This window comes from Bacillus sp. LH1, assembly GCF_057924895.1.
This window is the reverse complement of sequence record NZ_CM175007.1, coordinates 5,017,681-5,032,799: the sequence shown is the minus strand read 5'-3', so window position 1 is coordinate 5,032,799 and position 15,119 is coordinate 5,017,681. Positions and strand designations below refer to the sequence as shown.

Here is a 15,119-nt window from a genome sequence, read left to right as displayed (position 1 = left end):
TTATCATATAGTAGAAATAGGTAAAGGCATCACACACTGTGTGATGCCTTTTGCTACACCACCTGTGTGTTTTGGAAAGGGGAATTCCGCATTGAAACGTAGAGTTGCAATTATTGGAATGGTTGTTGCATTTTTAATTGGTGCTGGCGGAATGTTTGCAGGCATGTCTGTATTTGGGGTTAACCCATCAGAAGTAACGCAAACAATTTCGAGTGGGAATGCTAGCACTGCGCAAGGGAATTTGGCAAAAATTAATGAGGCGTATGCACTAATTGATTCACGTTATGTGGAAGACGTGAAAGATGAAAAGTTAGTTGAAGGTGCAATACAAGGTATGTTGTCTACGCTGAAGGACCCTTATTCCACGTATATGGATAAAGAAACAGCCAAACAGTTTAGTGAATCGCTTGATCCCGAATTAGAGGGGATTGGGGCTGAGGTGAACAAGACGGACGGTAAGCTTATTATCGTATCGCCAATTAAAGGTTCACCAGCAGAAAAGATAGGAATTAAACCGAATGACCAAATTTTATCTGTAGATGGAAACAGTGTGAAAGACTTATCACGTGAAGAAGCAGTATTAAAAATTCGTGGTAAAAAGGGAACGACTGTCGCAATTGAAATTAAACGTGCGGGAGTAACTGATCCGATTGTATTTAAAATTAAGCGTGAAAAGATTCCGATCTTTACAGTGTTTAGTTCTGTGAAGCAAGAGAGCGGAAAAGATATCGGTTATATGCAAATCACTTCTTTTGCTGAAAATACAGCGAAAGAATTTAAGGATCAGTTAAAAGAGTTAGAGAAGAAAAATATAAAAGGTTTAGTTATTGACGTGCGTGGTAATCCTGGTGGCTACTTAAATAGTGTAGAAGATATACTAGGGGAAATTATGACGAATAAAAAGCCGATGCTACAAGTAGAGCAGCGAAATGGTGAGAAGAAGAAATTCTCTACGGAACTGAAAGAGAGAAAACCATATCCAATTTCAGTATTAATTGATAATGGAAGTGCTTCTGCTTCAGAGATTTTAGCAGGTGCGTTAAAAGAAGGAGAAGGATACGATTTAATTGGTGAAAAGACATTTGGTAAAGGTACTGTCCAGCAAGCTGTTCCATTTAAAGACGGCAGCAACATTAAATTAACGATGTTTAAATGGTTAACACCGGATGGGAACTGGATTCATAAAAAAGGAATCGCGCCAACAGTAGAAGTGAAGCAACCAAATTATTATCATGCGACACCAATTCAAATTGAAAAAACACTTTCATACAATTCAAATGATGTACAAGTAAAACATGCTCAGGAAATGCTTAAGAGCTTAGGTTATGTACCAGGTCGTGAAGATGGATACTTTAGTAAAGAGACAGAATCGGCTCTGAAAGCATTCCAAAATGCAAATGAAATGGAAGCGACAGGACAGCTTGATAAAAAGACAGCTGAAGCGATTCAAACTAAAATTATCGAAAAAATCCGTTCTGGAGAAAATGATCTACAATTACAGTCAGCATTAAAATTAATGACAAAATAAGAAGAAATACAGGCAGTTTGCTGCCTGTATTTTTTTGTGTTAAACAAACGTTTGTTTAGTTATGATAATATAAAAAGAAAGAATGATATAAATGGTGGTGAATGGGTTCATGGAGGCATGGATTTTTGAAATAATGCGGGCAGTTGGACGTTTTTTCTTACACCCTGCTGTCTATATATTTGTAATAAGTAGTATCTTCGTTGGATACTTACGTATGTTAAGAGAACGAAAAGATTTTTCTTTTAAAGTTTATGATATTTGGTTTGAACTGCGAACCTCTCTATTTGCAGGGATTGGATACGGATTAGTAGTATCTATTATTACGATTGGGCTTGGACTTGTTGTTTCTAAAGCAAGCTTATGGGCCATTTTAATTTGGACGTTACTATTTGGATTAACGGCTATGTATCGATATTTATCGGCGGCTTATACATTTAGCATTGCGATTGTATGTGTTCTATTATCTTCTAAGCTACCAGTTTCCTTTTTACAGCTTCGAGAAGGTGAAGAGAGTACCATTGTATCCCTTGTTATTTTACTAGGCGTTATGCTTATTGTAGAAGGCTTATTGATTTCTAAAAACGCAGTAGGATATTCGACGCCGAGGATTAGGCAGGGGAAGCGTGGATTAAAGATTGGTTTACACGAATCAAAGCGTTTATGGATCGTTCCTATTTTTATTCTTGTACCGGGTGATGCGGTAACGCAGTTTATTTCATGGTGGCCTGTCGTTTCAATAGGTTCAAATACATATTCTCTATTCCTCGTTCCATTTTTAATTGGATTTATGAGAAATATTAAAAGTTATGAGCCGACGGAAGCTTTATTATTTACAGGAAGACGTGTTTATGGATTAGCAGGACTTGTGCTCGTTTTAGGAATCGCAAGTTACTGGTGGCACGTACTTGCAATTATCGCGATGGGAGTCGCTATGCTTGGGCGTTTCACAATTTCGATGCAAGAAAAAATTGCCGATGAAACAAGACCAGCGTATTTTGCTGCACGCAATGATGGGCTCGTTGTACTAGATACAATTCCAAATACAATTGGAGCAGAGCTGAAATTACTGCCTGGAGAAATTATTACGAAAGTAAATGGAGTCATTCCAAAAAGCGCCGAGGAATTTTATGATGCGCTTCAAACGAAGACGACAGGAGCATTTTGTAAATTAGAAGTATTAGATACAAATGGTGAGCTTCGTCTTGCACAAACTGCATTATATGCTGGTGGACATCACGAATTAGGTATTGTATTCGTTGAACAGGAGCATGAGTGGGATTCGGAAGCGATGTAATAGAAGGAATGGTATCACCTTGTGGTGGTACCTTTTTTGTTTTTGGGGATGGGAGAGTAGTTAGTAAATGAAGTTTATATCAGCGCAACTCGAAATATATCGGCGATTATTCGAATATATCGACTTTCCAGCAAAAAACGACAACTATCGCAAAGCTTATTTTCAGTTTCATAGACGGATAACTTGAATAATTATTTGATAATGGTTATCATTTAGGGAGTCTTTTTAATTTTGGAAAATGGAGGTAAGATATGCTGCGTAAATTTTTCTCGTACTATAAACCGTATAAAGGTTTATTTATACTCGACTTTTCTTGTGCGGTTGTCGCAGGATTATTAGAACTCGGCTTCCCGCTTATCGTAAATCAATTTATTGATAAGTTATTGCCAGGGCAAAACTGGACACTTATTTTATGGGCTTGTTTCGGTTTACTCGCAGTTTATATGTTAAATGCAGGCTTACAATATGTCGTTACATATTGGGGACATATGCTTGGTGTTAACATTGAAACAGATATGAGGCAGAAATTATTTGATCATATTCAAAAGCTATCATTCAGATTTTTTGATAATAATAAAACAGGTCATTTAATTTCACGCCTTACAAACGATTTAATGGAAATTGGGGAAATTGCTCACCATGGACCAGAAGATTTATTTATCGCCGTAATGACTTTAGTTGGGGCATTCTCATTTATGATGATGATCAACTGGAAGTTAGCGTTATTAACGTTCTTCGTCATTCCATTCCTATTATGGTTAGCGCTGTACTTCAATAAAAAAATGACAGGTACATTTAGACGTTTATTCTCAGATGTTGCTGATTTCAATGCATGTATTGAGAACAACGTTGGTGGTATTCGCGTTGTACAAGCATTCGGAAATGAAAAGTTTGAGAAAGAGCAATTTGCTGTGAACAACGCTCGTTTCCGTACAACGAAATTAATGGCGTATAAAATTATGGCGTTAAATTCGTCGATTAGTTATATGCTCATGCGTCTCGTAACGCTCTTCGTCTTAATATGCGGTACATGGTTTGTTCTGCAAGGAGAATTAACGTACGGTGGATTTATCGGATTCGTTCTATTAACGAATATTTTCTTCCGCCCAATTGAAAAAATTAACGCGGTAATCGAAAGCTATCCGAAAGGAATCGCTGGTTTTAAAAGGTATGTAGAGCTTCTTGAAACAGAGCCTGACATTGTAGACTCTAAAGATGCAATGGAAGTGAACCATGTACACGGTGATATTCAATATAACAACATTACGTTTGGATATGAAAACAAAGAACCGATTTTAAATGACATTAGTTTGAAAATACATGCAGGTGAAACAGTTGCGTTCGTTGGACCATCAGGAGCTGGGAAAACGACGTTATGTAGCCTATTACCACGTTTTTATGAGCAATCATCTGGATCAATTCAAATTGATGGAATTGATACGAAAGATATGACATTATCTTCACTTCGTAAGCAAATTGGAATTGTGCAGCAAGATGTGTTCTTATTCTCAGGAACAATTCGTGAAAATATCGCTTACGGAAATTTAAAAGCATCAGAAGCTGAAATTTGGCAGGCAGTAAAACGTGCGCAATTAGAAGATTTAATTTACTCACAGCCGGACGGTTTAGATACTGTTATCGGTGAGCGCGGCGTGAAACTTTCAGGTGGACAAAAGCAGCGTCTAGCTATTGCTCGTATGTTCTTGAAAAACCCTCCAATTTTAATATTGGATGAAGCAACTTCTGCATTAGATACAGAGACAGAACTTGCGATTCAAAAATCGCTTGCGGAGCTATCTGTTGGCCGTACAACATTAGTTATCGCTCACAGACTTGCAACGATTAAAAATGCAGATCGCATCGTCGTTGTAAATAAAGATGGTATTGCAGAACAAGGTTCACATAATGAATTAATTGAGCAAGGCGGAGGATACAGTAGGTTATACGAAGCTCAGTTTAGTTCGTAAATATAATTTGTACTGAATTAGTGCACCATAAGTAGGTAAAAATCTCATATGGGAGGCTATAAAGTATGATTGTAACAACAACTTCTACAATTCAAGGGAAAGAGATTATTGATTATGTCGATATCGTGAATGGAGAAGCGATTATGGGTGCAAATATCGTTCGTGATCTTTTCGCTTCTGTCCGTGATGTTGTCGGTGGTCGCTCAGGCGCTTACGAAAGCAAATTGAAAGAAGCACGTGACATCGCAATGGAAGAGATGAAAACTCTTGCAAGACAAAAAAATGCGAATGCCATCGTTGGTATCGACGTGGATTACGAAGTAGTTCGCGAAGGGATGCTAATGGTTGCTGTGAGCGGGACTGCTGTCCGTATCTAAAGTGAGAAGCCGTGCTGATGCACGGCTTTTTGTATGCTATGTCGAAGATTCAATATTTCTTGGGAAATGCGGAAGGTCCCGTCGATATATAGGGAAGACATTAGAGTGCTTCTTTACATTTCCGGATTTTAACTAATAATGTTTCGTATTCTTGTTCGAGAGATGAGATATCATTGTGATGATTTGGTATGGAAATTCGGCCGATGACTTCTGTTAATTTTGTTTGTAATCGTAACAACTCTTGCTCAGTAACGTTTACAGAATCTCCGGTGGTTCTTTTTGTGTATTGCTCGTAATTACCGTGGAATACTCTAGGTTCACTCTCATCTACTTGTAGAATATGGTCTGCAACAGAGCGAATAAAGGCACGGTCATGGCTAATGAAAAGTATTGTGCCAGGATATTCTTGTAACATGGTTTCTAATTCTTCTTGCGTTGCTAAGTCTAAATAGTTTGTCGGTTCATCTAGCAGAAGCATATTATAGTTTCCTAAAAATACTTTTGCGAGTGCAACCTTCATTCGTTCACCCCCGCTTAGAATGTGCACGGGTTTATGAACATCCTCACGGCGGAATAGAAGTCGTGCAAGTATTGTGCGAACGAATGCTTCTGTATAGTTTGTTTCTTCTAGAACATTTTCTAAAATGGTTTTATCTGTTTTTAAAATAGATAATGTTTGTTCGAAGTATCCAATTTTACAACTTTTCGATAGCTGCATGCCACGCTCGTTTGTGAGAAGCATGTTGAACAAAGTGGTTTTGCCGCTTCCATTTGCCCCTAAAACGGCAAGCTTTGCACCAGGGGCAATAGTTCCATTCATATTTTTAAATAGTATACAGTCGCCTATTTTCTTTGTTGCTTTATTGAATTGTACTGCCACCTTACTATGAATGGGTGTATGGTATTGCACGTCAAATTGAGCTTGAGAAAGATCCTTTGGCTTTTCCTTCTTTTCTAGTTTTTCGAGACGTGTCTCTAATGCTTTCGCTGCTTTACTAACCTGTTCTTGGCCATGAGCCCCACTTAACCTATAAAGTCTAGATTCAGATGAACTGAACCGTGTTGGGATTTTTTTCATGTTAGAAGCACGTTGCTTTCTTTGTAGAATGGACTGTTCTAAACGATTTTTTTCTTGTATATATTGCTCATATTCTGCTTGTTTTTGTATTCGTTCACGTTCTTTTTGTTTTCGATAGTTTGAATAATTACCTTTGTACTCTTGAATAATACCGTCTTCAATTTCAATAATTTTGGTACATATATTATCTAGAAATTCACGGTCATGCGATATTAAAACAAGTGCCCCTTTATAAGATGAAAGTGCCTTTTCTAATTGCTCTGTACCGACCATATCTAAGTGGCTTGTTGGTTCATCAGCGAATAAAATGCCTGCATTTTGTTCGAGAGCATGCGCAATCTTTAGTCGCATTCGTTCACCGCCGCTCATTGCGTCGGTAACGTTTGAAATACTCCATTTTCCTTTTGCGAGAGAAGAAGCGGTTTCCGGTAGTTCTTCACTGAGCTGAGGAATGATGGCGATAGAACTATGATGAGTTACTATGCCTCTGTCAGCTTCTATTTCTTTACTTAATATTTGTAATAACGTAGATTTACCAGCTCCGTTGACTCCGACAATTCCTATGCGATCCTGTGCTTGAATTTCCAGTGATGGTAATGTAAATAGTGTGCGATCACCAAAGCTCTTTTCAATATTACGTGCGAATAAAATAGTCATAAAAAAACCTCCCTAGTTTCACTAGAGAGGATAAACGTCGCCCTTGTATGTAAAAAATCGTACATAAATAAACGATTTTTTACATGATCGTTTCGAAAGAAAGTATCGACAAATGGACAGACTAATCCCCTGCTAGTTTTCATCATTTTTGTTCACTATTTGTGATGGATGAAATAAATAAGAGAATTAGAACTTCATTGGTCAAAGTACCTTCCTTTCATAATATTACTTTTATTGTATGCGTATACAAAAGGGTTTGTCAAACTTATTTCTGTTCGCTATTTTTGAATTTATTATTATACAATTGTGCTTTTGCCAGCGCCTCAGCATCGTTTTTAATTTCATCCAGTCCATTCGCATCTCCAATAACATAACCTTCAAATGAAGAACCAACAAAATCAAAGATATATTGGAATTGAGCAATAAGCGGTAATGCTTTTAGCTTTGGATTATCCCCGCCAACGATGACAACATACATTTTTTTGCCTTTCATTTTTTCTTTGAAATGAAGAGATGTATCGCGCAAGCTTTGTGACCAGCGATCAACAAAGTTTTTCATATGTCCACTCATTCCGTACCAATATAATGGTGTAGCAAAGATAATCGTGTCGTGCTCTAGCATGCGTTTGGTTAACTGCTCATAGTCATCATTTACGGATTGGAATCCTTCTGCATCATGACGTTGGTCTGTAATAGGATAGACGGTATGATCACGCAAATAAATTTGTTCTGTTTCAATGTCCTCTATCATCATATGTGTTAAAGCTTCTGTATTTCCGTTTTGTCTTGAACTGCCATGTATAACAAACATGTAATCATTCCTTTTCTTTTGCTTGTTTTAGGAGTGAAACGTGTTTTTGCAAATTCGCTTGGATGTTGGAAAGTAATGTGATTTGCTTTGTTACTTCATTGAGTTTATCTTCGTAAAGCGTAAGGATACTGCTACACGGATTATCGTACAGGTGCGGTTCAATTTCAAGGCAGCGCAGCATCCTTGCCGTCTCTTCTAAATTTAAGCCAATTTGTAAGTACATTTGAATAAGCTCCACTTTTTCGATGGCACTTTCATCAAAATCACGGTAACCATTTGCAAGGCGCTTAGTAGGGAGTAAGCCCTTTTCTTCGTAATGTCTTAGTGATCTTTCACTAACGCCAGTTTCTTTTGATAATTCTCCAATTCGCAATGCGTTTCACTCCTTCTACATGTATTGTAAACCTTCACACTAATGTGAGGGTCAACTCTGTTTTTTCGCAAAAGAATCTACATGATTTAAGAACACTTGAATGGCTTTAGATAGAATGAAATATTTACCGCGTACGATGGAAAACGGACGGATTAGTTGTTCATTTGGAACTTCGACGTGGAATAGTTCTTTTGCTAATAGCTCTTTCCGTACAGTCCAATCAGAAAGGATAGCGATGCCAAGCCCGGCACTAACAGCTTCCTTTACGCTTTGGATACTACTGAATGTAAAGAATCGTTTCATTTTTAAATGGTGTTGATGAATAAAGCGGTCACTATAAGCGCGTGTACCAGAACCACTTTCTCTTAGTACCCATACTTGATCTTGGAGTGTGCTTTCATTTATTTCCTTTGTGCGGAGTAGTGGATGATTTGGCGGAACGACGAGCTTCATTTCATCTTGCATAAATGTTTCAACGTTAACATCAGCGTATACGACTTGCCCTTCCACTAAGCCGATATCAATTTGATTAGAGCGAAGACTTTGCAAAACTTCTTCTGTATTTGAGATAAAGGTATGCACTTCGACGCGTGGATTTTCATTCGCATAGTTAGCGAGTATTTTTGGAAGTAAGTATTCACCAATTGTAAAACTAGCACCGATGCGAAGTGTTCCTGTTACAACGTTATGTAGTTCATTAATTTCTTGCTTAGCATCTTCGTAAAGAGAGAGCATTTGCTTTGCATGTATATATAATATGTTTCCAGCTTCCGTAACTTGGACATGCTTCGGGGAGCGTTGAATAAGTGTAGTGCCAAATTCGTTTTCTAAGTTGCGTATATGCATACTTACTCCGGGCTGTGAAAGGTTTAATAATTCTGCTGCACGGGAGAAGTGTTTCTGTTCAACGACAGTAACAAAAATTTTTAAAATGTCTACGTTCATATAATGGGCTCCTTTCTTTTCTATCATCTTATCATAAGTATTTCTGATGATAGAGATTCGGTATTGGTATTAAACTTATTATAGAAACTCTCTTATAATGTAAGTAGAAAGAACATGCATGTTCCAATACGATTATTGGGGTGGTACAAGGTGGAACAAACACTTGTTATACAAAAGAAGAAGGGCTTTGGATTTTCGCAAGGAATTGGGATTACATTATTAATCGCAATTGCCGCGAAATATTTAGCGGAGCTTCCATTTTTAAATATTATGGGACAATTAGTAATTGCTATTCTAATTGGGATGGTTTGGCGCGCTGCAATTGGAGTTCCTCATGATGCGATTGCAGGAACGAACTTTGCGAGTAAGAAGTTACTGCGCTTTGGGATCATCTTACTTGGAATGCGATTAAATCTTGTTGATATTGCGAAGGCGGGGCCGAAAGTATTGGTCATCGCGGCGGTTGTTATTACATTTACTATTTTTGTTGTATACGGACTAACGAAAGTATTTAAAGTAGAAAAGAAACTTGGGATTTTAACAGCATGCGGTACGGCAATTTGCGGCGCGGCCGCGGTCGTGGCAATTGCACCGCAAGTGAAAGCAAAAGATGACGAAACAGCAGTTGGAGCAGCGATCATCGCGATTTTAGGTACAATATTTACGCTTATTTATACGTTATTATATCCAGTGCTTGGTTTATCTCCATACGGATATGGAGTGTTCTCAGGGGCGACACTGCATGAAATTGCTCACGTAATTGCGGCTGCGGCGCCAGGAGGAAGCACGGCTGTAGATATCGCAGTTATCGTGAAACTAACGCGCGTTGCAATGCTTGTACCAGTAGCGATTTTAATCGGATTATGGTTTGGTAAGAGTGAAGGTAGCGAGGAAAAAAGATCATGGCGCGACCTTCCAATTCCATGGTTCATCTTCGGGTTCTTAGCGATGAGTGCAGTGCATTCGCTCGGGATTATTCCAGAAGTTGTTGCGGGATACATTGTTGTTCTTGCTTACATGCTTATCGCAATGGCGATGGCAGGGCTCGGTTTAAATGTAGAGTTTAAAACGTTCCGTAAATTAGGAAGTAAAGCATTTGTGGCGGGGTTGATTGGCTCGGTTTGCTTATCGGTTCTTGGATACGTTCTTGTATATGCGTTAGGATTTATGTAGTAGAGGAGAAAGCTGTTCCCGAAGGTGCTTGGGGACAGCTTTTTCTTATGTTTATAGTAGCGCTACGGATGTCGATATATTTGGAAAATCGCCGATATAAATGGAGTTGCGCTGATATAAATTGAATTACTCTTGTACTTTGTTAGAGTAGATGTTCAATGAAACATTTTTCTAAAATTTGTAAAGATATCTTTACTTATAACTGGAAAATATTTATAATTTAAGTAAAGATATCTTTACTTTTGAAGGTGGATCCTATGGGTGTGAAAAATAAAATAAAAGAGTTAAGAAAGCAAAATCATATAACACAAGTTGAAATGGCAAAGGCGATGCAGGTGACGCGGCAGACGATAGTGGCGATTGAAAATCATCATTACAATCCGAGTCTAGAGTTATCTTTAAAAATTGCCAAATATTTTGGGGTGAAGGTGGAGGAAATCTTTACGCTGGAGTAAGGAGAAAGAAAATAAATGATAAGCTTGAGAGATTTCAATTAGAGTAAACGTTTAAATATATAAGGATTGGTTTTGATTTATTAATTAGTATCGCATCAACGAGTGTGTTAGCAACAAGGAATAATAGATAGAAAAAGGGGAACTGGGATGGGATTACCGGTGTTATGTGTCGCTACAGCTATATTTTCGCTTCTTTGGGGAATGCAAAACTTTTCTCGTAATCCAGTGCCGAGTATTTGTATTATGATTGGTACTGTAGGTTTATCGTATTATTTATTATTATTAGCCCATTATCATAAAACGGCAACGAGTGTTGTTGTTGGAGCACTTATTTTATTTTGTGGGCGCGCCATACAAAAGGGGTTATTTCCATAAAAGCTGTTTATACATTTTGTATAAACAGCTTTTTGTATTTTTTTTACAAAAAGCTTGAAAGTTACGTAACGTCATCTTTTATAATGAAAGGGAAGAGGTGATGGTAGTGATTTCAATACAAGAATTGACGAGAGAAACAGGGGTTACAGTACGTACACTACGTTATTATGATCAAATAGATTTATTAAAGCCGAGCGGAAAAACAGAGGGTGGACATCGGTTATATAGTGAAAGTGACGTTATTCGTTTGCAACAAATTTTATTTTTAAAAGAAATGGGATTTTCATTAAAAGAAACTGCGAATATGTTAGTAAAAGGTGAGCTGGATTTAAAAAATTCGCTTGAAAAACAACTTCGGTTTGTACAGGAAGAACAAAAGAAATTTAATCGAATGGAGAGTGTTTTACAAGCAGTTGTTTATTCGGTAGATGTGGAGGGAGAACTCGATTGGAAAGTTATGTTTGAACTGATTCAGCTTTCGAAGCAGTCTCCTCGTATACGTGAAATATTTCAAAATGAAGTATTTTCAAAGGAAGAACAAAAATTGCTTCATAATTTACCAAACATGAGTAAGGAAGATCCGAATGTTTTAGAATGGGTAGATTTATTAAAGCAATTACGCACTTTTATGAAAGACGGTAAAGAAGTTGCTAGTGATGAGGTACAAGGGGCAATGAAGAGATTAATGCAGAAGTGTTTAGAAATGGCCAATGGTGATGAAGCGTTTTTAGATAAGTTATGGGAAGTTAGAAAATCGAAGGAAGATTCACAGAAAATGAGCATGTATCCAATTGAAGAAGAACTTTTAGTGTATATGGATGAGGCTTTTCGTATTTATGATGAAAGGGAGAAGGATAAATGAGCATACTCGCAGAATATCGTTGGTATTTTTTAATTGGGGCAGAAATTGTATTTTGGTTATCAGCTATCGGTTTCTTTTCACTTCGCTACGGATTCCGTTTGAAAAAGGCGAGTTTTATTATGGGAATTGTACTCCTCGTAAATGAAGTGTTTATTTTAACTTTAGGAGTAGTGGACTATTATCAAACAGGAAAGTTCTCTAACTTTCAAATTATTACTGTAATTATTTTATTGTATGCAGTTTTCTACGGGAAAAAGGATTTGAAGAAGCTTGATATATTTGCACAAAAATCAGTTGCGAAATGGCGTAATGAACCGGCGCCTATTATTGAAGAACAGGTAGAATTAACAGGCATGGCCTATGCAAAGCAGGAAATAAAAAATTGGGTATTACATCTTGTTTTATTCGTTGGTGTGCACATATTCTTTTTCTTCGCGTATGGATTTATTCCATTTGAACAATGGGGTAATTGGTTAGAATCGGGAATCGTTTTAAATAAAGCTGCAAGTCGCGTGAGCCAAGTGTGGGCGATTGTATTTTTAGTTGATACAGCAATTTCATTTTCATATGTGATTTTTCCGAAGAAGGAGAAAGGAAAAGAAAAGCTACTTTCATAGTTGAAAGTAGCTTTTCTGGTATACAAATAATTTTTATAGGAGAGGATGACAATAGAAAAAAGAATCAGCTGTATATGTCTATTTCTCTTTAGTTTAGTAGCATGTTCACCATCTAGCACTACAATTGATAAGAAGAATGATGTCATTGTAAAGGGAGTAGGAACTTCCAATCTAGATAAATTCGAACAGTTCGTTATGAACGTTGATCAAGGGGAAGTTGATAAAATAAGAATTGTACAGTATACCGATGAAGGTGACCCGGTTTTTCAAACGTTAGAGCATAGTGGGAAAGATATCCTTTATGTGTTAGATAGTAGACAAGACAAGTTTGCTGGTGACCATAAAGGATTACATAAAGATAGTTGTAAAAGTATTGTTAAAGAGCAGCGCGAATCAGAAAGTACTTATCGGTTAACGGATTGTATGAATGAAGATGGACGCAATGGATATGACTTATTATATGTATCAAAAAAATAGAGTTAGTAGAGGAAGGAAGTATTTACTCCTTCCTTTTTCTATGTGTATATTGTCGAAAACTTTACCGAATATCTGTTCGTTTTTTTAGGTTTTTTATAGGTATTCGTGGTAAAATAATAATACAGATTTTTATGAGGAGGTCGGATTTTCTTGGAACGTCAATTTGAAATTGTCTCAGCGTATTCCCCGCAAGGTGATCAGCCGGTAGCTATAGAGAAGCTTGTAGAGGGAATTAATAGTGGAAAGAAAAAGCAAGTGTTGCTTGGAGCAACAGGAACGGGTAAGACATTTACGATTTCAAATGTCATTAAAGAAGTGCAAAAGCCAACACTTGTTATGGCTCATAATAAAACGTTAGCAGGTCAGTTATATAGTGAGTTGAAAGACTTTTTCCCGAATAATGCAGTTGAATATTTTGTTAGTTACTACGATTATTATCAGCCAGAAGCGTATGTACCACAAACAGATACGTTTATTGAAAAAGATGCGCAAATTAATGATGAAATTGATAAATTGCGTCACTCGGCAACGTCTGCATTATTTGAACGGGACGATGTAATTATTGTTGCGAGTGTTTCGTGTATATATGGCTTAGGTTCTCCAGAAGAATACCGCGAGCTAGTTGTTTCGCTTCGAGTTGGTATGGAAAAAGACCGTAATCAATTGCTTCGTGAACTTGTTGATGTACAGTATGGACGTAATGATATTGATTTCAAGCGTGGTACATTCCGTGTGCGAGGAGATGTAGTTGAAATCTTCCCGGCATCACTTGATGAGCATTGTATTCGAATCGAATTTTTCGGTGATGAAATCGATCGTATTCGTGAAGTAAATGCGTTAACAGGTGAAGTATTAGCAGAACGTGATCATGTAGCAATCTTCCCAGCATCTCACTTCGTTACACGTGAAGAAAAGATGAAGGTCGCTATTGAAAATATCGAAAAAGAATTAGAAGAGCGTTTAAAGGAATTAAATGATAACGGCAAGTTGTTAGAAGCGCAGCGTATAGAACAGCGTACACGTTATGATTTAGAAATGATGCGCGAGATGGGATTTTGTTCAGGTATTGAAAACTACTCCCGTCATTTAACACTTCGTCCAGCGGGGGCAACGCCGTATACGCTATTAGACTATTTCCCGAAAGATTTCTTAATCGTTATGGATGAATCGCACGTATCAGTACCGCAAGTAAGAGCGATGTATAACGGGGACCAAGCGCGTAAGCAAGTGCTTGTGGATCATGGATTCCGTCTGCCGTCAGCTTTAGATAATAGACCGCTCACATTCGATGAGTTTGAAGAGAAAACGAATCAAGTTATTTATGTTTCAGCAACGCCAGGACCGTATGAGTTAGAGCAGTCGCCAGAAGTAATAGAACAAATTATTCGTCCAACAGGGCTTTTAGATCCACCAATTGATATACGACCAATTGAAGGGCAAATTGACGATTTATTAGGAGAGATTCAAGATCGTATTGCAAAAAATGAACGTGTATTAATTACGACTTTAACGAAGAAAATGTCAGAGGATTTAACGGACTACTTAAAAGATGTAGGAATTAAAGTTAACTATCTTCACTCTGAAATTAAAACGTTAGAACGTATTGAAATTATCCGCGATCTTCGCCTCGGTAAATTTGATGTACTGGTCGGTATTAACTTATTACGAGAAGGATTAGATATTCCAGAAGTATCACTTGTAGCGATTTTAGATGCTGATAAGGAAGGGTTCTTACGTTCAGAACGTTCATTAATTCAAACAATCGGTCGTGCCGCGCGTAATGAAAACGGCCGCGTTATTATGTACGCAGATCGTATAACGAAATCTATGGGAATTGCGATTGAAGAAACGAAGCGTCGTCGTAGTATACAAGAAGCTTACAATGAAGAGCATGGTATTACGCCGAAAACGATTCAAAAAGGCGTTCGTGATGTTATCCGTGCAACGACAGCTGCTGAAGAGACAGAAACATACGAAGCAACTCCTGCTAAGAAAATGACGAAAAAAGAGCGCGAAAAGACAATTGCGAAGATGGAAGCAGAGATGAAAGAAGCAGCAAAAGCGTTAGACTTCGAGCGTGCAGCTGAACTAAGAGATTTACTATTAGAATTAAAAGCGGAAGGGTGAAAA

Annotated in this window: 15 protein-coding genes; 11 read left to right on the top strand and 4 right to left on the bottom strand. The window is 37.6% G+C overall.

Annotated elements, in window-relative coordinates; genetic code table 11:
- Nucleotides 1-91 precede the first annotated feature (91 nt).
- The 4 genes from ACX9TM_RS26115 (at nt 92) to ACX9TM_RS26100 (ending at nt 5,166) form a co-directional block, all read left to right on the top strand.
- Complete coding sequence (locus ACX9TM_RS26115) at nt 92-1,528, top strand: S41 family peptidase (protein WP_072770163.1); 1,437 nt, start codon at nt 92-94, stop codon at nt 1,526-1,528.
- A 109-nt stretch (nt 1,529-1,637) separates the two neighbouring features.
- Complete coding sequence (locus ACX9TM_RS26110; protein ID WP_000388606.1) at nt 1,638-2,822, top strand: PDZ domain-containing protein; 1,185 nt, start codon at nt 1,638-1,640, stop codon at nt 2,820-2,822.
- Between the two features lie 251 nt (nt 2,823-3,073).
- Complete coding sequence (locus tag ACX9TM_RS26105; RefSeq protein ID WP_065382085.1) at nt 3,074-4,789, top strand: ABC transporter ATP-binding protein; 1,716 nt, start codon at nt 3,074-3,076, stop codon at nt 4,787-4,789.
- A 65-nt stretch (nt 4,790-4,854) separates the two neighbouring features.
- Complete coding sequence (locus ACX9TM_RS26100) at nt 4,855-5,166, top strand: YbjQ family protein (RefSeq protein WP_000637521.1); 312 nt, start codon at nt 4,855-4,857, stop codon at nt 5,164-5,166.
- A 100-nt stretch (nt 5,167-5,266) separates the two neighbouring features.
- On the opposite strand, the gene abc-f is transcribed toward ACX9TM_RS26100, so the two are convergent.
- The 4 genes from abc-f to ACX9TM_RS26080 all read right to left on the bottom strand — a co-directional run bounded on the left by abc-f (nt 5,267) and on the right by ACX9TM_RS26080 (nt 9,030).
- Nucleotides 5,267-6,901 carry a ribosomal protection-like ABC-F family protein gene (abc-f, locus tag ACX9TM_RS26095; protein WP_065382084.1) on the bottom strand — a complete coding sequence of 545 codons (1,635 nt, stop codon included), beginning with the start codon at nt 6,899-6,901 and terminating at the stop codon, nt 5,267-5,269.
- Between the two features lie 265 nt (nt 6,902-7,166).
- Nucleotides 7,167-7,712, bottom strand: a complete 546-nt coding sequence (locus ACX9TM_RS26090) for a flavodoxin family protein (protein WP_000497611.1) — start codon at nt 7,710-7,712, stop codon at nt 7,167-7,169.
- 4 nt (nt 7,713-7,716) lie between these two features.
- Nucleotides 7,717-8,085, bottom strand: a complete 369-nt coding sequence (locus ACX9TM_RS26085; RefSeq protein WP_001219225.1) for a MerR family transcriptional regulator — start codon at nt 8,083-8,085, stop codon at nt 7,717-7,719.
- Nucleotides 8,086-8,136: 51 nt separating this feature from the next.
- Complete coding sequence (locus ACX9TM_RS26080; protein ID WP_050279520.1) at nt 8,137-9,030, bottom strand: LysR family transcriptional regulator; 894 nt, start codon at nt 9,028-9,030, stop codon at nt 8,137-8,139.
- Nucleotides 9,031-9,180: 150 nt separating this feature from the next.
- Here ACX9TM_RS26080 and ACX9TM_RS26075 point away from each other — a divergent pair, with 150 nt between their 5' ends.
- The 7 genes from ACX9TM_RS26075 to uvrB all read left to right on the top strand — a co-directional run bounded on the left by ACX9TM_RS26075 (nt 9,181) and on the right by uvrB (nt 15,116).
- Entirely contained in the window at nt 9,181-10,203 is a 1,023-nt protein-coding gene (locus ACX9TM_RS26075; protein WP_050279521.1) for a YeiH family protein, read from the top strand.
- A 257-nt stretch (nt 10,204-10,460) separates the two neighbouring features.
- A complete protein-coding gene (locus tag ACX9TM_RS26070; RefSeq protein WP_000538364.1) occupies nt 10,461-10,658 on the top strand; it encodes a helix-turn-helix transcriptional regulator in 198 nt (65 codons plus the stop codon).
- Nucleotides 10,659-10,805: 147 nt separating this feature from the next.
- Nucleotides 10,806-11,033 (top strand): hypothetical protein, encoded by a 228-nt coding sequence (locus ACX9TM_RS26065; RefSeq protein ID WP_000524139.1) that lies wholly within the window; start codon nt 10,806-10,808, stop codon nt 11,031-11,033.
- A gap of 100 nt (nt 11,034-11,133) precedes the next feature.
- Nucleotides 11,134-11,895: a MerR family transcriptional regulator gene (locus tag ACX9TM_RS26060; RefSeq protein ID WP_000260346.1), complete on the top strand. Its 762-nt coding sequence runs from the start codon at nt 11,134-11,136 to the stop codon at nt 11,893-11,895.
- Nucleotides 11,892-12,512 (top strand): hypothetical protein, encoded by a 621-nt coding sequence (locus ACX9TM_RS26055; protein ID WP_065382083.1) that lies wholly within the window; start codon nt 11,892-11,894, stop codon nt 12,510-12,512. The genes ACX9TM_RS26060 and ACX9TM_RS26055 overlap by 4 nt, the downstream gene beginning before the upstream one ends.
- A gap of 45 nt (nt 12,513-12,557) precedes the next feature.
- Nucleotides 12,558-12,989 (top strand): DUF4362 domain-containing protein, encoded by a 432-nt coding sequence (locus ACX9TM_RS26050; protein ID WP_050229123.1) that lies wholly within the window; start codon nt 12,558-12,560, stop codon nt 12,987-12,989.
- Nucleotides 12,990-13,139: 150 nt separating this feature from the next.
- On the top strand, nt 13,140-15,116 hold the full coding sequence (uvrB, locus tag ACX9TM_RS26045) for an excinuclease ABC subunit B (protein WP_000441059.1): 1,977 nt from the start codon (nt 13,140-13,142) through the stop codon (nt 15,114-15,116).
- Nucleotides 15,117-15,119 lie beyond the last annotated feature (3 nt).